Below are 16941 nucleotides of genomic sequence, written 5' to 3'. Positions count from 1 at the left end.
GGCATTGCTGTGGCGAGGGAGCTTGCTCCCGCTGGGTGGCGTAGCCGCCCCAAGGGCCGCGACCGCTTCGCAGTCGAGCGGGAGCAAGCTCCCTCGCCACCAACGGTCTGTGATTCAGCGTTGTGCAGCCAGGGTTTCGACGAAGCCGGCGATGCGCTGGCAGGCGTCCTTGAGTACCTCGTCGGCGACGGTGAAGGAGATCCGCACGAAACCCTCGGCGCTGGCGCCAAAGGCCTGGGCGTCGAGCACCGAAACCCCGGTGGCGCGGAACAGCTGCCAGGCGAAATCCATGCTCGACAGGCCAGTGCGGCGCACGTCCACCAGCATGAACATCCCGGCTTGCGGCTCGCGGCAGTCCAGCAGTTGCACCTGCTTGAGGCCGGCCACCACCAGGTCGCGACGCCGGCGATAGACTTCGCGGGCACTGCCTATCACTTCTTCATCCAGCTCCAGGGCCTTGAGCGCGGCTTCCTGGATGAAACCGGGCAGGCCGTAGAGCATGCACAGCAAGAGGTTGTCCAGGTGGCCGACCAGGGCTGGCGGCGCCACAACCCAGCCCACCCGCCAACCGGTCATGGCGTGGGTTTTCGACAGGCTGTTGAGAATCACCGTGCGCTCGGCCATGCCCGGCAGCGAGGCGATGCTCAGGTGCTCGCGGTCATAGGTCAGTTGCCCGTAGACCTCGTCGGAGATCACCCACAGGTCGTGTTTGCGCGCCACTGCGGCCACGGCTTCCAGCTCTTCGCGGCTGTAGACGTTGCCGGTGGGGTTGCACGGGGTGGCCAGGGCGATGCCCCGGGTCTTGTCGGTCAGCGCTGCTTCCAGGGCCGCGGCGGTCAGGCGAAAACCGTTGGCCGCCGGTTGCTGGACGCAGGCGATCTGCGCCCCGGACGCATGCACACAGGCCTCGTAGGTCAGGTACATGGGTTCCGGCACCAGCACCTCGTCGCCACTGCCGAACAGGCACAGGCAGGTGGCGAACAGGCCGTTCTGCGCCCCGGCCACCAGGGCCACGTTGTCGGCGCCGACCTCGATGCCCAGCAGGCGGCGCTGCTTGGCGGCAATGGCTTCACGCAGGGCCGGACGGCCGAGCACGTGGGTGTAGTGGGTATCGCCTTGCTCCAGGGCGGCGCTGGCGGCGGCGCTGATGCGTGGGTCGGTGGCGAAGTCCGGGTCACCGACGCTGAGCACTATCACATCCTCGCCGCGCCCCCGGGCCTCGATGGCCGCGTAGTGGATGTCCCAGGCGCTGACGGATTCGCCGCTGATGCGCTGAACGAAAGGTGAGTAACGCATGCTGTTCTCCTCACGGGCCTCGCTGCCCGCGCAATAAATGGGTTCAGGCCTGACGCTGGGGCGCCCGATTGCGTTCGGGGCTGCCCAGGCGTGCGCACAGATGTTCGATGGCAAAGGCCAGGATGATGTAGATCAGCGCCACTGCCAGCAGCGGCTCGTAGACCTTCAGGGTCTGGGCACGTACCAGGTTGGCGGCGCCCAGCAGGTCGGTGACCGCCACGGTGGAGGCCAAGGCGGTGGCCTTGAGCAGCAGTACGCATTCCCCCACCAGGGTCGGGCGCACCAGTTCCAGGGCCCGGGGCAGCCACACCCGGCGCAGGGTCAGCCAGTAACCCATGCCGTAGGCGCGGGCCGCTTCCAGCTCACCCCGGGGCACCGCGCGCAAGCCGCCGCGTAGCACTTCGCCGACATAGGCGCCCACGCTCAGGGTCAGGGCCAGGGCCACGTACCAGAAGCCTTCACGCAGGTAGGGCCAGAGAAAGCTGCCGCGAATCGGCGGGTAGGCGGCGAACAGGCTGCCAACCCCGTAGTACAGGATGTAGATCTGCACCAGCAGCGGCGTACCGCGAAACACGCTGATGTAGAACTGCATGGGCCCGCGAATCAGTGGATTGCGCGACACCCGGCCCAGGCCCACCAGCACCGCCAGGGCAAAGCCGCAGGCACCGCTCAGGGCCAGCAGCTTGAGGGTGATGCCCAGGCCACGCAGCAGTTCATGGGAAAAACTATCGATCCAGGAAAAGTCCATTCAAGCCTCCTAGTGCTGGGGCAGCCAGCGGTTGGTACGACGCTCGAGCACACGGAACAGGCTGCCGGACACCAGGGTGATAACGAAGTAGAAGGCCGCGACCGCGAGGTAGAACACCAGGTAATGCTTGGTGGAACCGGCCGCTTGCTTGCCCACCGAAAGCAGTTCGCTGTAGCCGACGATGCTGATCAGCGCGCTGTCCTTGACCAGCACCAGCCACAGGTTCGACAGCCCGGCCATGGCGTAGGGCAGCATGCTCGGCAGCAGGATGCGTCGCACCAGCAGCCAGCGCTCGATGCCGTAGGCCCGCGCCGCTTCGATCTGGCCGTGGGGAATGGCCTGGATCGCGCCACGGATGATCTCCGCGCTATAGGCACCCTGGACGATGCCCAGCACCAGCACCGCGGCGATAAAGCCGTTGACCGTCACGCTTGGCCGGTCCATGGCGGCCATGGCCATGTTCAAGAGGTCGGTGCCGGCGTAGTACAGCAGCAGGATCAGCAGCAGCTCGGGCATGGCCCGGTACAGGGTGGTGTAGGCGTTGGCCAGCTTCACCAGCCAGCGTGGCCCCTTGAGCTTGATCATCGCCACCAGCAGGCCGATGCCCAGGCCGAGCACAAAGGCCCCGGCGGAAATCTGCAGGGACACCAGCGCGCCCTGGGCCAGGGCGCCCAGCCAGCCGTCGGCGACGAAGAGTTGGGAAAGGTCGGACAGAGAAATCATGACGTATCCAGTCAACGCCGGCAGCCCGCGCAAGCGGGCACACCGGACGGCTTAGTTGGCAGAAATGTCGACGCTGAAGTAGCGGCTGCGAATCTTGTCGTAGGTGCCGTCGGCCTTGAGCGAGGCCAGTGCGGTGTTGATCCGTTGCTGCAGGGTGCTGTCGCCCTTGCGCAGGCCCACACCGATGCCGGAGCCGAACAGCGGGTCTTTCGGCGCCAGGCCCTTGTTGGCCAGGCCCGCGCCGGCGGCGGTCTTGAACTGCGGCTCGATGGTCAGGGCGTCGGCCAGCATCACGTCGATACGCCCGCTCTGCAGGTCGGCGAGCATGTCGTCCTGGGTGGTGTAGTAGCGCAGGGTCGAGGTCTTGCTGTAGTAGGCCTTGGCGAAAGTGGCATTGGAGGTCGAGCCCTGCACGCCGATCAGCTTGCCCTTGAGGCCTTCGGGGGTGGTGGCCAGCTCCAGGCTCTGGTCGGCCACCCACATGGCCGGGGTCTGGTAGTAGGGGGCGGAGAAGTCGATCACCTGCTGGCGCTCCTCGGTGATGCTCAGGGAGTTGAGGATGGCGTCGATCTGGCTCGATTGCAGGGCCGGGATCAAGCCGTCCCAGGCCACTTCCTTGAGTGGGCAATCGGCTTGCATGCGTTCGCACAGGGCCTTGATCAGTTCCGGTTCGAAGCCGCTCCAGTCACCATTGCCGCTTTTCATCGAGAACGGCGGGTAGGGTTCCAGGGCGATGCCGAAGACGATCTTGTCGGCGGCCACGGCGTGGCTGGCCAGGGTGCTGAACAGGCAGCCGGTGATCAGGACCTTGAACAGATTTTTCATGGCTTTACCCTTTCTCTAAGTTGTTGTTGTCAAGGAGTGCAGCGGGACGTCAGACGCGGTTTTCCTGAGCCATGACGAATTGCCGGCAGCGTTCGCTGGCCGGGTTGAGGAACACTTGTTGCGGCGGGCCTTCCTCCTCCACCAGCCCCTGGTGGAGGAACATGACCTTGCTCGAAACATCCCGGGCGAAGGCCATTTCGTGGGTCACCAGGATCATGGTACGGCCTTCCTCGGCGATGCCCTGGATCACCTTGAGCACCTCGCCCACCAGCTCGGGGTCGAGCGCCGAGGTCGGCTCGTCCATCAGCAGCACCCGGGGGCGCATGGCCAGCGCCCGGGCGATAGCCACCCGTTGCTGCTGGCCGCCGGAGAGAAAGGAGGGGAAGGCGTCGCGCTTGTTGGCCAGGCCGACTTTTTCCAGCAAGTGCTCGGCGTGGGCGATGGCGTCCTTGCGGTCTTCGCCGAGGACATACACCGGTGCCTCGATGACGTTCTCCAGCACGCTGCGGTGCGGCCACAGGTTGAAGCTCTGGAACACCATGCTCAGTTGCGTGCGCAGGCGCGCCACCTGGGCCGGGTCGGCCACTTGCGGGTTGCCGGCGCGGTCGGTCTTGAGCCGCACGTGTTCGCCATTGATGCGCAGGCTGCCGCTGCAGGGAATCTCCAGCAGGTTGATGCAGCGCAGCAGGGTGCTTTTGCCCGAGCCGCTGGAGCCGATCAGCGACACCACCTCGCCTTCGTTGGCGCGCAGGGCGATGCCCTTGAGCACGTGGTGATCGGCATAGCTCTTGTGCAGATCGTCGATGGCCACCACGGGATTGACGGAGTTGGGCTGCGCTTGCAAGGGTCGACCCTCTTGTTATTGTGCGACGGCCGGGCACTGCCCGGCACAGGGTAGGGCTTGAGAATTAGCCAATGCCGGGTAGGGGTCAATCGAGCATTTTTAGCCGTACCCGGAAATTTTTTTCAGCAATTCGGGAAAATTCCGGCGACAGGCAAGGCTATTGCCCGGCCTCGATTGCAGCTATGGTGCAGCCACTCGTTTTTCTGTAGTCGAGGCCTGATCGGTATGCGTTATCCCTCCATGACCGCGCTACGCGCGTTGGACGCGGTGGCCCGCCTGGGCAGTGTCGCCGAGGCCGCCAATGAGCTGAACCTGACCCCCAGCGCCATCAGCCACCAGATCAAGAGCCTGGAGCAGACCCTGGGTTTCGCCCTGACCGAGCGCCAGGGCCGGAGCATTCGCATCACTTACCAGGGCGAACGCTACGCCCGGGACATCCACCTGCTGCTGGCCAATATCCTCGAAGCCGGGCAGCGTTCCGATGGCCAGCAAGTCAGCGGTCGGCTGTGCATCAGCAGCCCGCCGGGGTTCGCCACCTATTGGCTGTGCACCCATATCGCCGAGTTCCAGACGCTCTATCCCCAGGTGGAATTGCAGTTGGTATCCCCGCGTACCCCGGGCGACACCAGCGACAGCAGCGTCGACTTGTTCGTCGCCTACGGCATGGGCGACTGGCCCAACCAGCATGTGCAGAAGGTGGTTTCCCTGCGCTATTTCCCGGTGTGCAGCCCCAGCCTGGTGAATGCCATGGGCGGCCTGAAAACCCTGGATGCACTGGATCACGCCCTGTTGCTGCATATGATCGACTACTCCGACTGGCGGGTCTGGCTGGCGGCGGCCGGGGCGCCGAATGTCGATGTGCGCCGGGGCATAGTGTTCGCCGATGCGCATTTCGTGCAGTCGGCCTGCATTGCCGGCCAGGGCATCGCCATGGGCGACAACCTGATCAGCGGCGAGGCCCTGGCCAGGGGGCAACTGGTGCAGCCCTTCGGCACCGAGATCGAATCCAACCGCGGCTATTACCTGGTGGCCGATCAGCTCAAGGCCGAGCGCCCGGTGGTGCTGGCCTTCAGCGAGTGGGTCAAGTCGCAGTTGCTGGGCATCACGCGCCTGCACCCGGAACCGCGGCGCACGGGCAAAACGTGAATTTTATTGAGCAGTTGCGGCGATTTTTTTCGATTGTTGACGCTTGGGTGCAGCGACTAATGTCCCTCGACATCAGCCGGACGCAGGGTGTCGTCCGCTTATAAGAACAAGAGGAATAGTCGATGACCAGTTGTGCCCAATCCCTGGTTCGTTTGCTCGAGGGTTATGGCGTGGACACCGTGTTCGGGATTCCCGGGGTGCACACCGTCGAGCTGTATCGCGGCCTGCAGGGCAGCCGCCTGCGCCATGTCAGCCCGCGCCATGAACAGGGCGCGGGCTTTATGGCCGACGGTTATGCCCGGGCCAGCGGCAAGCCCGGGGTGTGTTTCATCATCACCGGGCCGGGCATGACCAATATCCTCACCGCCATGGGCCAGGCCTATGCCGACTCGGTGCCGATGCTAGTGATCTCCACGGTCAACCGGCGCCAGCACCTGCGCCTGGGCCATGGCCATCTGCACGAACTGCCGGATCAGCGGGCGATGGTGGCTGGGGTCTGCGCCTTCAGCCATACCCTGCAAGCGCCTGAGGAATTGCCGGAACTGCTGGCCCGGGCCTTTGCCGTCTTCAAGTGCGCGCGGCCACGGCCGGTGCATATCGAGATTCCCCTCGACGTGCTGGACATGCCCGCCGACCACCTCAACCTGATGCCCCGCAGCCTGCCTGGTGCCCCGGCACCCGCGGGGGCTTCGATCGAGGCGGCGCTCAACCTGCTCAACAGCGCGCACCGACCGTTGATCCTCGCCGGTGGCGGGGCGCGGGGCTGTGCCGAGGTGTTGCGGCAACTCGCCGAGCGCCTGCACGCACCGGTGGCCCTGACCACCAATGCCCGGGGCTTGCTGCCGGTGGGTCATCCGTTGCTGCTCGATGGCGTGCAATCCTCGGCCCACGGCCGGGCGCTGATCGACGAGGCCGATGTGGTGCTGGCGGTGGGCACGGAGCTGGGGGAAACCGACTACGACTTCTTCGGCCTCGGGCCACTGCGGTTCAAGGGCTCGCTGATTCGCCTGGATATCGACCCGATGCAGGTCATGGGTGTGCAACGGGCTCATGTCGGGCTGCTGGGCGATGCCCTGGAAGGCTTGCAGGCACTGCTGGCCAAGGTGAGCCCAAGCAGTTCTCGCGGGCGCTGGGCAGTGGACAGCGTGCAGCGGGTGAACCAGGCCGAACGCGCCGGTTGGACAGCCAAGCAGCAAGGCCTGCAGGGGTTGCTCGACTTGCTGCGGGATAACCTCGATGCGCCGATCCTGGTGGGCGACTCGACCCAGCCGGTGTACCAGGGCGCCAGTGGCTACCAGGCCCCGGCGCCGGCCAGCTGGTTCAACGCCGGCAGTGGCTACGGCACTTTGGGCTACGGGCTGCCGGCGGCCATGGGCGCCAAGCTGGCGCGGCCTGAGCGTCCGGTAGTGGCCCTGGTGGGCGATGGCGGCCTGCAGTTCACCAGCGCCGAACTGATCGCCTCCAAGGAAGCGCAGATCGGGGTGATCCTGCTGGTGTGGAACAACCAGTGCTACGGCGAGATCCGCGACTATATGAAGGCCCGGGATATTGCGCCGCTGGGGGTGGATATCCTCACACCGGACTTTGCCGCCATGGCCCAGAGCTTCCACGTGCCGTACCACCGTGCCGATACCCCGGCGCAGTTGCAGGAACTGCTGGCAAGCCTCAAGGCGCTGCGCGAGCCTGTGATGATCGAGATCGACGCCGGCGCCTACCTGGCTCTGGACTGAGCCAGGGGCTGGCGCAACGAGTGCGCCGGCAAGGGGCAAGGTGGGTTACATTGGCGTCGCTCGCCAGGATGCACCTTGTCATTTGAGGATTCATGGATGAACTGCATTTTCTGCCAGATTATCGCTGGAACCCTGCCCGCCGCGGTGGTCTACCGCGACGAACACTGCATGGCCTTTATGGACGTGCATCCCCTGGGGCAGGGCCATGTGCTGCTGATTCCCCAGGCCCATGTGGAAAAGCTCGAGCAGTTGCCCGGCTTTGTTCGTCAGCACCTGTACCAGGTGTTCGATGGCTTGCTGGCGGCGCAACGTCGCGCCGGCTATGGCGTGGAAGGCACTCATTTGCTGGTCAACGATGGCCGCGCCACTAACCAGCATATTCCCCATGCCCACCTGCACCTGATACCGCGCCGGCATGGCGACGGCCTGGGCTTTGCCGGGCGCCTGCTGCTGCATTTCAGCGGGATCTTTGGCCGTCGTACCAGGCCTGAGTTGCTACAAGCCCAGGCCGTGGTAATTGCCGAGCAGGTGCGGGTGCCTTGGGTCAGTGAAACTCCGGGTGCTGTACGCTGAAATGTGCCGAGTTGTCTTGCCTCCTTTAAGGGGAAGAACGTGAAACGGCACATAGTAGAGGGGGGCAGTAGACGGATTTCTCCAAGAGGCACTACTAATTAAACATCTACCTCAATTTGAGGTAGGTAAGTTTGCATAGCGTCTAAACCTAGATATTCATCTTCTATCGTTGCTCCTCAGGCGAGCATGACGGAATAATGTTTCAAGGCGATCGAACAATTTGTCTTTTGAGAAGTTTTCAAGGTAGAAACTTCTACCAGAGGCCCCCATCGATTGATGTTGGGCAGGAGATAGCGCGGCCATGGAGCGTACGATATCTGCTAATCCATCAGGGTCACCTGAGTGGCACGTCATACCCGCCCCGGCATCTTTAATCACTCGGGCAGCTTCGCCTTCAATCATCGCTAAGATGGGTTTTCCGGAGGCTAGATAGGCTTGTACTTTGCCAGGGATGGTTTTTTCGAAAACATCATTGGTTTTCAGGGACACTAATAAAGCATCTGCAGCAGCAAATAGCGGAGGCATTTTCTCCAGGGGGTGACGTCCCAAGAGAAAAACGTTGTCCAGACCGCGTGCTGCAACTTGTTCATGCAACCAGCTACTGGCGCGCCCGTCTCCCACGATGATCCAGCGTAAGGCTAACTCCGGTTTCAGTGCTTCTACTGCCTGCAATATAGTTGGAAAATCTTGCGCATCGCCAAGGTTGCCGGCGAACACTATCGTGAAAGTGGAGTCGTCCGCTTTCAGAATATCCGAAGGGGCTATTACATCAGCAGAAAAATCATCTTCAGCCCAGCTGGGAAAGTAAACAATTCTTTCTGGTGCTATATATTTGGTGCAGTAGTTTCTTATGTTTTCTTCAAAGGACTTTGATTGCAAGAGCAAGTAGTCAGCGCGGTTATAAATCCACGAGACTAAATTTCCAACGAGAGAAATAACCCTGCGGTTTTTCACGACTCCCACGGCATCAAGAGTTTCTGGCCAAAGGTCAAGAACCCAGAGGAAAACAGGAGACTTTTTTAGGCGACCTATAACCAGGGCTGGTATGGCAGCCATGATTGGAGATACGGCGTACACGAAAATTGCATCAAATTCCCTATCGCGAAGTTTGTAGGCACCTATGGTTGAAGCGCTGGAAAAAAAAGAAAGATAATTAAGTGCCAAGGTTAAACTGCGACGACCGCGTGCAAGCATGGGAACTCTATAAATCTTAGCTCCACAATAACTGGAATAGATATCAGGTGCTTTCCGGTATTCTGGAAATACCTGACCTTCTGGATAGTTAGGCTGGCCAGTTAGAATTGTTACTTCATGGCCTTTGGCAACAAAACCTTCAACCATGTTGTTGATGCGCATGTTTTCTGGCCAAAAGTACTGACTGACAACCAGGATTTTTAATGGTTTGTCCATAGGTTTAGCGTCCGGTCAGTATTTTTTCCATACAGTACGCATTACGTAATCACGATAGCTATGGATTATTCTAACTACCTTTTCTGCTACATTAGGCATGCTGTAGTCAGAGACCAAGCGCAAGCTACGTTCGTTACCAGACAGTTGGTTTTCTAGGATTTGTATACCCTGCAGAATACGATCAAGCTCCAATCCAACCATCATTGCCGTTGCTTCTTCCATACCCTCGGGACGTTCATGAGCCTCCCGAATATTTAGTGCAGGAAAGTTAAGGATGGATGACTCTTCATTGATGGTTCCGCTGTCGGACAAGACTACTTTGGCGGTAAGTTGCAACTTGTTATAGTCTTTGAAGCCAAGCGGCTTGAGCAGTTTTATGTTGTGGTGGAAGGTTACCCCCATTGCATCTATGCGTTTCTGTGTGCGGGGGTGAGTTGAAACGATAACGGGAAGGTCATAATCTAACGCTATGGCGTTTAAACTTGAAACCAATTTTGAGAAGTTTACATCTGAATCAATATTTTCTTCACGATGAGCACTCACGACAAAAAACTTTCCTGGCTCCAAGCCAAGGCGGGTCAATATATCGGATTTTTCAATGCCTTCACGATAATGGTTTAAAACTTCGAACATTGGACTGCCAGTTTTAATTATCATGTCCGCTGGCAGACCTTCGCGTAACAGGTAGTCTCGTGCTATATCGCTATAAGTGAGGTTGATATCAGCAGTATGGTCCACAATACGGCGATTGATTTCCTCTGGGACACGCATGTCAAAGCATCGGTTACCGGCCTCCATATGGAATGTCGGTATTTTACGTCGCTTGGCCGGTATCACCGCCATGCAACTATTGGTGTCGCCTAATACTAAAAGCGCTTCAGGAGTTTTTTCGGAAAGCACACGGTCTACAGCAATAATTACATTGCCAATAGTTTCTGCACCGCTGGCTCCGGCAGCGTTGAGAAAAATATCGGGTTTACGGATTCCGAGATCCTGGAAAAAAATCTCATTCAGTTCATAGTCGTAATTCTGGCCTGTATGTACCAGCGTGTGCTCACAGTATTCGTCGAGCTTCGCAATTACCCGTGACAAACGAATGATTTCAGGACGAGTGCCAACTACAGTTAAAACTTTTAATTTATTCATTGGTGTTCTCTTGCGTAGTTACCGGCTTCGCGTATGTGTCTGGGTGAGTACGATCAAATATTTCATTGGCCCATAGCATTACTATCATATCGTCTTCGCCGATATTAGTTATGTCGTGTGTCCAGCCAGGTACGGTTTCGACTATTTTCGGGTGCTCGCCGGTAGTAAGTACTTCGTAGAACTCGTTAGAAACGACATGCCTGAAGCGGAAACAGGCACTGCCTTTGATGACCAGGAATTTTTCGGTTTTACTATGATGATAATGCCCGCCGCGGGTAACCCCTGGGCCTGCAGTAAAAAATGAAAATTGACCGCTGTCTGGAGTTTTCAACATCTCTACAAATGCACCACGCGAGTCGCCATATACTGGAACCGTATAGGTGAACTCTTCAGGAGGAAGATAACTCAGGTATGTAGAGTAGAGGGCTCGTGTCAGCCCTGTGCCGACAGGTTCCGTGATTAGCGTCTGTCGACTTTCACGGAATTTAACCAGCTGCTGGGCCAGCTCTCCAACCGTGAGTGAATAAAGAGGTTTCACTTCAGGGAAGGAAGAAATACTTGGGTTTCCGTCCATGATGGAAACAAAGTTACGTATTACGTCGTCAATATAAACAAGATTGATCCGGGCCGCAGGATCGTTTATTTGAATGTCCAGGCTTCTAGCAATATTATGGCAAAAAGTAGCTACTACGGAATTGTAGTTGGGTCTTGCCCACTTTCCAAAAACATTGGGCAGGCGGAATATATAGACAGGTAAGCGGTTTTTATTGAAAAGTTCAAGTAAAGCCTGCTCGGCAGATAACTTGCTATGCCCGTAGGGGTTATCCAGTTCGGCTTGTGTTGAAGATGCATATAATATTGGCGTTACTTTCTTGCTGTTTTCAACTGCTTTGCAGAGCGATTCGGTAAGTTCAAAATTTCCGGTGAAAAATTCTGAGGAGTCCACTGGCCGATTTACACCGGCCAGATGAAAAATAAAGTCTGCCTCAGCGACGAGCTTATCCAAGTTCTCTGGTGAGTCATTTCTTGTGAACTGCAAAATTTCGATATCTTTGCGTTCAAGTAGATGCACCACAAGATTCTGGCCGATAAAACCGTTAGCCCCTGTAATCAGAACTTTCATTCCATTACTCCTCGGGCGTGACATCTTCACCGCGCTGAATCGCGCGCATGAAATCTAGCTTCAGCAACAATTTTTGCATTCCCGCAACATCTAAACGTTCGGTATTATGCGAGTTATAGTCTTCAGTTCGTGAGATTTTTGTTTCACCCTGCTCGACATACTTTGCATAATTGAGGTCACGCAAGTCAGGAGGTATACGGAAGTAGTCACCCATGTCGTCGGCACAGGCCATTTCTTCTCTACTAAGTAGAGCTTCATACAACTTTTCCCCGTGCCTGGTCCCTATGACCTGAATGGGATGTTCTGGATGCCCCATCAACTCGGTGAGCGCTCGCGCCAACGTCTCTACTGTGGCAGCAGGCGCTTTTTGAACAAACAAGTCTCCGTTATTGCCATTTTCAAAGGCATAGAGAACAAGGTCCACGGCGTCGGCAAGCGTCATCATGAAGCGTGTCATGTTGGGATCTGTCAACGTCAGGGCTTTACCTGCGTTTATCTGTTCGATAAATAGAGGTATGACAGAACCTCTTGATGCCATCACATTGCCATAGCGTGTGCCGCAGATCACGGTCTTGAGATCATCTAGGTTACGTGACTTGGCAACCATGACCTTTTCCATCATCGCCTTGGAAATACCCATTGCGTTGATCGGGTAGACGGCCTTGTCGGTACTTAAGCAGACTACGCGTTTAACCTCATTCTGGATGGCCGCTTCTAAAACATTTTCAGTGCCAAGAACATTGGTTTTGACTGCTTCCATCGGATGGAATTCGCAAGAGGGCACTTGTTTCAATGCAGCAGCATGAAAAATATAATCAACACCACGGGTAGCATTGAGTAAACTCTGATAATCGCGTACATCGCCAATATAGAATTTCAGTTTGTCACTGGCATATTGTTTTCGTAAATCATCCTGTTTCTTTTCGTCACGGCTGAAAATTCGAATTTCAGCAATGTCAGTACTTAAGAAACGTTTGAGTACTGCATTGCCGAAGGATCCGGTACCGCCAGTGATTAAAAGTTTTTTTTGATCGAATAACATGCCGGACCTACTCGTTAAAATTAGCGTTTACTATTAGTTTAAGCTCTGACCAATGATAAAAATAATTCACGATTTTGCTGTATTGAGTCAGGATCGCAGAGATTTTTTTCTGAGGATTGCAAAATTTTACTACGTTTTTCCTGCCGCTGCTCCAGAGATAGCTCTGCCAATGCATCGATTTTTTGAGAAAAAATGATGTGAGAGTCAAGAGGTAGCACCCAACCCGCTCCCAGCTCCTCAAGATCGCGCCAAGGCGTACGATCACTGAGAAGCACTGGTGTTCCTGCGCTGATGGACTCCGCAATCACATGGCCGTAGTTTTCACCGCGAGTGGGGAACAAAAATAGGTCGTATCGAGAGAATTTTTCCTTTACTTGTTCCGGGGGAATGCTACCACAGTAGTTAGTGACTATATTGTTGGGTAACTGAGTAATTAGAGTCTCACATCGAGCCCAGTAGCTCAGATCTTCCTTGGGACCGTATATATCAAAAAATACTTTGCTTTTGACTTCTTTTAATACCTGAATGGCGAAGTCAAGATTTTTCATGGGTGAAATTCTTGATAAAAAAATTACCCGCAGACTTTCAGTTTCTGCCAGTCGACTTGATAAAAAAAAGTCTCTGCTTTGATTTTCTTTGCGAGGTAAGTCTTTAGCTATGCGTATTGAGGCATCACTTGTTTTTAATGCGTTTTTTATGTCGTTGAATTCATACTCGCTAGAAGCTTGAAGTAAGATGCGTATTTTTTTTGATAAAATTATCTTGAAAAAACTTAAATAGATATTCTTTTTTGTCTTTTTTATAGATAAAGCTGCTTTGGAGAACTCTCCACGAGGTGCTAATACTATTGGTTTTAAAGAGGATTTGAAAAAAAACCTCGCCAGTAATACAAAAATTGTAAATGTTGTATCGAAAAAACTATTCAAGTATACGATGTCGTGACAGGTGCCTTTTAGTAACTCAGCTATGTTCTTTAAATTCATTGAGTTCGGCGAAAGGTAGTACACATGTGCCGCACCGACTTTTTGCCATTTATTACTTTCAATGAAAGGGTAGGGGGCTGTGTCGCCCAGGTCCCGATCGCGGGTAATAATCCAGAACTCTATGTCATCCTCTAACTGCGTTACCATATTTTCGATTGTTCGTACTGGGCCACCGCCTTTGTACCCAGGAAGATAATAACCGGAAAATGTCAGAATTTTTGCTTTTTTCATATGGTTACCTAGAGCGCTATGACTTGAATTATAGGCAGACATTGATAAGCATTAGTACTGCTGTGCAAGCGTAGTAATTGTTTCGAAAAATATGGTGGTATATGAATGTTTAGGAGGTTCATCTGTCTGCTTGAGCGGTTTATGTGCAGTATTACGGTCGTCGTAGCTATGGTAGACATGAGTATTTAGATAAGTACTCATGTGCTAAAACAGAGTTGCCTGCTATCTTTCCTTTAGATAAATAACTACAGCTCGCATGCCGATAAAGAGCTTGCTGTCAGGTTTGATCCTGAGAAGCCTAAGGGATCTCAGGATAAGTTTGCTTTTAAAAGAGGCCTTGCTACAAAAAGAGCTGTTGAGTCTGGACCAGCGTTCAACAATGTCAGGGCAATCGGCAGCGATCCGCAGATATATACGATAGGCGTGACTGATAACTACTGACTTTGCCTCCGGGCCGCAGTGTGGCATTACTTCATATAATGCCTGGTCTATGAGGTTGGCCTCTGTATCAGAGTTAACTGAGCGGGCCTTGATAATGGCTTCGATACAAGATTTTTCTTTATTCCATAAATCAAATAGATGTACCCAGTATGCTCTGCGTATACCTTGGGAAAGTTCGAGTTGTCGATTTGACATCGATGTTGAAATTTGAGAGGCGTGGACACGATAGTTTAGTAATACTTCGGGAACATTACCCATCTTGCAACCAGCGATTGCAGCACGAACCCATAGATCATAGTCTTCGGCTTTATCCCAAGTATGATCATAGCGCAATTGCTTTGCTACGGAGGCACGCATCATGACAGCAGGGTGTGCAAAGGGAGAGGTAAATAGCATCTCCATTTTAATTGCATTATCTGACTCAGATAATTTAACTGTACGATTGTCCGCCGCTCCAAAACGCTTGACCCAGCTACCAACAATATCCGCGCCTGAGGAGTTCAAGTATGCAAGTTGCCTTTCAAAGCGATAAGGAAGGGCAATGTCATCTTGGTCCATACGAGCAATCCACTGCCCGCTTGCGAGATCCAGGGCATCATTCAGGGTATTGGCGAGTCCCTTGTTGATGTGAGAAAAAACTTTGACTCGTTCATCCTTTAATTCGTATGAGCGTAATATTTCTAATGAGCTGTCAGTTGAGCCATCGTTGATAGCGATCAGTTCAAAATCAACCAAGGTCTGGTTGAGAATCGAATCTATGGCATCTTCTAAAAAAGAAGCTCCATTGTAGATGGGAAGTATCACGGATATTAACGGGCTATTGCTTTTTGGGTTGAGCCCGTCTATTTCAAAACTCATGTCTGTTGCTCCAGAGCCAATCTCTTGTCAATGAAAGGCCATCGCTAAATTTTGTTTGCTGAACCCATCCCGTATGCTGTTCTAGTTTTGATGAGTCTAGTATGTTTACTTTTACGTCAAATGATCTTTCAGGAAGAAATTCTATATCAAGTGTACAGTTGATGTCGGCCATCAAGGGGGTGATTTCTTTTATGATATCAAGGTTGCTTCGCCCTATTGATGAGCCTAGGTTATAGGTCTCGGAAAGGCGCCCTTTTTCCAGAGCGAGAGCGATACCTGAAGCCATATCATCTACATACAGATAGTCTCGAACTGTGCCATTTGCACCAAACATCTTGATAGGTTGTTTTTTAATGGAGGAAGCTATTGCTGTAGATATGAATCCTTGTCCGATAAATGGGCGCTGGCCAACCCCATAGGCATTACCAGGACGTACACAGACAAATTGAAGCCCGTGGGTCTTTGCATATAAATAAGCATAACTTTCTAGTGTCAGCTTGGTCACGCCATAAGGAGATATTGGTTTGGCAGGGTGTGCTTCATTTATTGGGGTAAAGAGAGCTTCCCCATACACAGTGCCACCGGAAGAAACCAGTACAAGCCTTAGGCCGCGTCGGGCGATCTCTGAAAATAATTGAACGGTTGCTGGCAGGTTTTGTAGTAAGTCTGCTAGCGGGTTCTCAAATGAAGTGTTAGGTACCGTCGCGTAAGCGAGATGAATGACTTCCTGGTGTCTGTCTAGCAGGCTGCAAATAAGACCCTGTTCCGAAAAGTCTCCAGAGATATAGCTTGCTTCTTTGGGTAAATTGTATCGAGGAGATTTACTTCGGCCCAGAACCGTCACATCTCTACCGGAAGCGATAAGCTGACGTGTCAGGTAAGAGCCGATATAACCGCCACCGCCTATGATTAAGGTAGCGTTTTTGGTAGTGCCCCCGGAAGTCATAATAGTACCCATGAAGAAGGGGTTAGATCTTTTGTATCGTTATCGTTGGTGAACCATTTTTTTGGGGCAATAACTAGTTTGCCCTTATTGTTATTGAGCCATGCTCCCCACCAGCTAAACGAACTATTGGCGATTATATTGTGTTTGCACAAGCTCATCAGGCGCATATCGTTGTAGCTCTCGGCCGCCTGGTTATGGTTGATATACATGGAGGCAAAAGGAATGCTTAAGTTACTCTTCGCCCATTCAATATCATCTGAGAATATAAAAAATTCTGGCTCGGTAACGTATTGTGAAATATGATTAATGGCAGACTGATAGTATTCTATTGAGCAGCTTGAATATATGGACTTATTTTTTTCATTGTTTACATAGTCGCCACGCCGTACATGGAGGCTTACCGAGTTTGATTGAGCTATTTTTTTAGCAAGCTCAAGATTTATATCGGATAGTTCTAGCTTGAATGAAAAATCGTTTCGAACCGTACTTTCGATATCTTGAAAATATCTTTCGCTTTGCCAATATCCCATCAAGTAGCTATTTTCGGATGCATGGCTAATGCCGTTCCAGTACTCGAAGCTTGGTTCTATGATGAAGTTATTAGAACGCAGCCATCCAAGTTCCGAACGTTGCAGAGCACGACGAATTAAGCGAGGGCTTTTCCAGCCGAGTACGTTCTTGATGTCAGTGTTTTTGGCAGTTTCAACGGGGGCGTTGAAAATTTTATTTAGTTCAAATCCTTGGTGCAGGTTGTAGGTTTCAAATGAAGAAAGATCAAGTAGTAGTTGAGTATCTTTGCGAACTGATAGCGCGCGAGCGGCTGCGTACTGAAACATCTGATTGCCAAGCCCGCCAATAAGGTGTGCGATTATCATT

At 53.9% G+C, this 16941-nt stretch carries 16 protein-coding genes; 3 read left to right on the top strand and 13 right to left on the bottom strand.

Going from position 1 to position 16941, the window contains the following annotated elements; genetic code table 11:
- Positions 1 to 114 precede the first annotated feature (114 nt).
- From J4P02_RS26180 to J4P02_RS26160, 5 genes are read right to left on the bottom strand one after another with little or no spacing between them, the layout of a single operon-like run.
- On the bottom strand, positions 115 to 1296 hold the full coding sequence (locus tag J4P02_RS26180; protein ID WP_426195804.1) for a pyridoxal phosphate-dependent aminotransferase: 1182 nt from the start codon (positions 1294 to 1296) through the stop codon (positions 115 to 117).
- A 43-nt stretch (positions 1297 to 1339) separates the two neighbouring features.
- Positions 1340 to 2044: an ABC transporter permease gene (locus tag J4P02_RS26175; protein WP_426195802.1), complete on the bottom strand. Its 705-nt coding sequence runs from the start codon at positions 2042 to 2044 to the stop codon at positions 1340 to 1342.
- A gap of 9 nt (positions 2045 to 2053) precedes the next feature.
- Entirely contained in the window at positions 2054 to 2767 is a 714-nt protein-coding gene (locus J4P02_RS26170) for an ABC transporter permease (RefSeq protein ID WP_170001479.1), read from the bottom strand.
- Positions 2768 to 2818: 51 nt separating this feature from the next.
- Positions 2819 to 3592, bottom strand: coding sequence for a transporter substrate-binding domain-containing protein (locus J4P02_RS26165; RefSeq protein WP_426195799.1), 774 nt, complete (start codon positions 3590 to 3592; stop codon positions 2819 to 2821).
- Between the two features lie 49 nt (positions 3593 to 3641).
- Positions 3642 to 4436, bottom strand: coding sequence for an ABC transporter ATP-binding protein (locus J4P02_RS26160; protein ID WP_426195797.1), 795 nt, complete (start codon positions 4434 to 4436; stop codon positions 3642 to 3644).
- 225 nt (positions 4437 to 4661) lie between these two features.
- Between J4P02_RS26160 and J4P02_RS26155 the strand changes: the two genes are divergently transcribed.
- From J4P02_RS26155 to J4P02_RS26145, 3 genes are all read left to right on the top strand, one after another.
- The gene (locus J4P02_RS26155; protein ID WP_426195795.1) at positions 4662 to 5582 is read left to right on the top strand and encodes a LysR substrate-binding domain-containing protein; all 921 of its coding nucleotides are present in this window, start codon (positions 4662 to 4664) and stop codon (positions 5580 to 5582) included.
- 122 nt (positions 5583 to 5704) lie between these two features.
- Positions 5705 to 7312 carry a 5-guanidino-2-oxopentanoate decarboxylase gene (locus J4P02_RS26150; protein ID WP_426195793.1) on the top strand — a complete coding sequence of 536 codons (1608 nt, stop codon included), beginning with the start codon at positions 5705 to 5707 and terminating at the stop codon, positions 7310 to 7312.
- Positions 7313 to 7408: 96 nt separating this feature from the next.
- On the top strand, positions 7409 to 7885 hold the full coding sequence (locus J4P02_RS26145; protein WP_426195791.1) for an HIT family protein: 477 nt from the start codon (positions 7409 to 7411) through the stop codon (positions 7883 to 7885).
- A 156-nt stretch (positions 7886 to 8041) separates the two neighbouring features.
- Here J4P02_RS26145 and J4P02_RS26140 read toward each other — a convergent pair whose 3' ends face one another.
- From J4P02_RS26140 to J4P02_RS26105, 8 genes are all read right to left on the bottom strand, one after another.
- Positions 8042 to 9295 carry a glycosyltransferase family 4 protein gene (locus J4P02_RS26140; RefSeq protein WP_426195789.1) on the bottom strand — a complete coding sequence of 418 codons (1254 nt, stop codon included), beginning with the start codon at positions 9293 to 9295 and terminating at the stop codon, positions 8042 to 8044.
- A 15-nt stretch (positions 9296 to 9310) separates the two neighbouring features.
- Positions 9311 to 10441 carry a non-hydrolyzing UDP-N-acetylglucosamine 2-epimerase gene (gene wecB, locus J4P02_RS26135; protein WP_426195787.1) on the bottom strand — a complete coding sequence of 377 codons (1131 nt, stop codon included), beginning with the start codon at positions 10439 to 10441 and terminating at the stop codon, positions 9311 to 9313.
- Positions 10434 to 11564: a UDP-2-acetamido-2,6-beta-L-arabino-hexul-4-ose reductase gene (gene wbjC / locus J4P02_RS26130; RefSeq protein ID WP_426195785.1), complete on the bottom strand. Its 1131-nt coding sequence runs from the start codon at positions 11562 to 11564 to the stop codon at positions 10434 to 10436. Before wbjC ends, wecB begins: the two co-directional genes overlap by 8 nt.
- Before the next feature lie 4 nt (positions 11565 to 11568).
- Positions 11569 to 12606 carry a polysaccharide biosynthesis protein gene (locus J4P02_RS26125; RefSeq protein ID WP_426195782.1) on the bottom strand — a complete coding sequence of 346 codons (1038 nt, stop codon included), beginning with the start codon at positions 12604 to 12606 and terminating at the stop codon, positions 11569 to 11571.
- Positions 12607 to 12644: 38 nt separating this feature from the next.
- Entirely contained in the window at positions 12645 to 13820 is a 1176-nt protein-coding gene (locus J4P02_RS26120; protein WP_426195780.1) for a glycosyltransferase family 4 protein, read from the bottom strand.
- A gap of 222 nt (positions 13821 to 14042) precedes the next feature.
- Complete coding sequence (locus J4P02_RS26115; RefSeq protein ID WP_426195778.1) at positions 14043 to 15119, bottom strand: glycosyltransferase family 2 protein; 1077 nt, start codon at positions 15117 to 15119, stop codon at positions 14043 to 14045.
- Positions 15109 to 16077, bottom strand: coding sequence for an NAD-dependent epimerase/dehydratase family protein (locus J4P02_RS26110; protein WP_426195776.1), 969 nt, complete (start codon positions 16075 to 16077; stop codon positions 15109 to 15111). The genes J4P02_RS26115 and J4P02_RS26110 overlap by 11 nt, the downstream gene beginning before the upstream one ends.
- Positions 16062 to 16940 carry an alpha-1,2-fucosyltransferase gene (locus J4P02_RS26105; RefSeq protein ID WP_426195774.1) on the bottom strand — a complete coding sequence of 293 codons (879 nt, stop codon included), beginning with the start codon at positions 16938 to 16940 and terminating at the stop codon, positions 16062 to 16064. The genes J4P02_RS26110 and J4P02_RS26105 overlap by 16 nt, the downstream gene beginning before the upstream one ends.
- Position 16941 lies beyond the last annotated feature (1 nt).

Origin of the sequence: Pseudomonas sp. NFXW11, from assembly GCF_049887815.1 — a bacterium.
Lineage (GTDB): Bacteria > Pseudomonadota > Gammaproteobacteria > Pseudomonadales > Pseudomonadaceae > Aquipseudomonas.
Note: the sequence above shows the minus strand (reverse complement) of the source record. Positions and strands in the feature narration are given on the sequence as shown.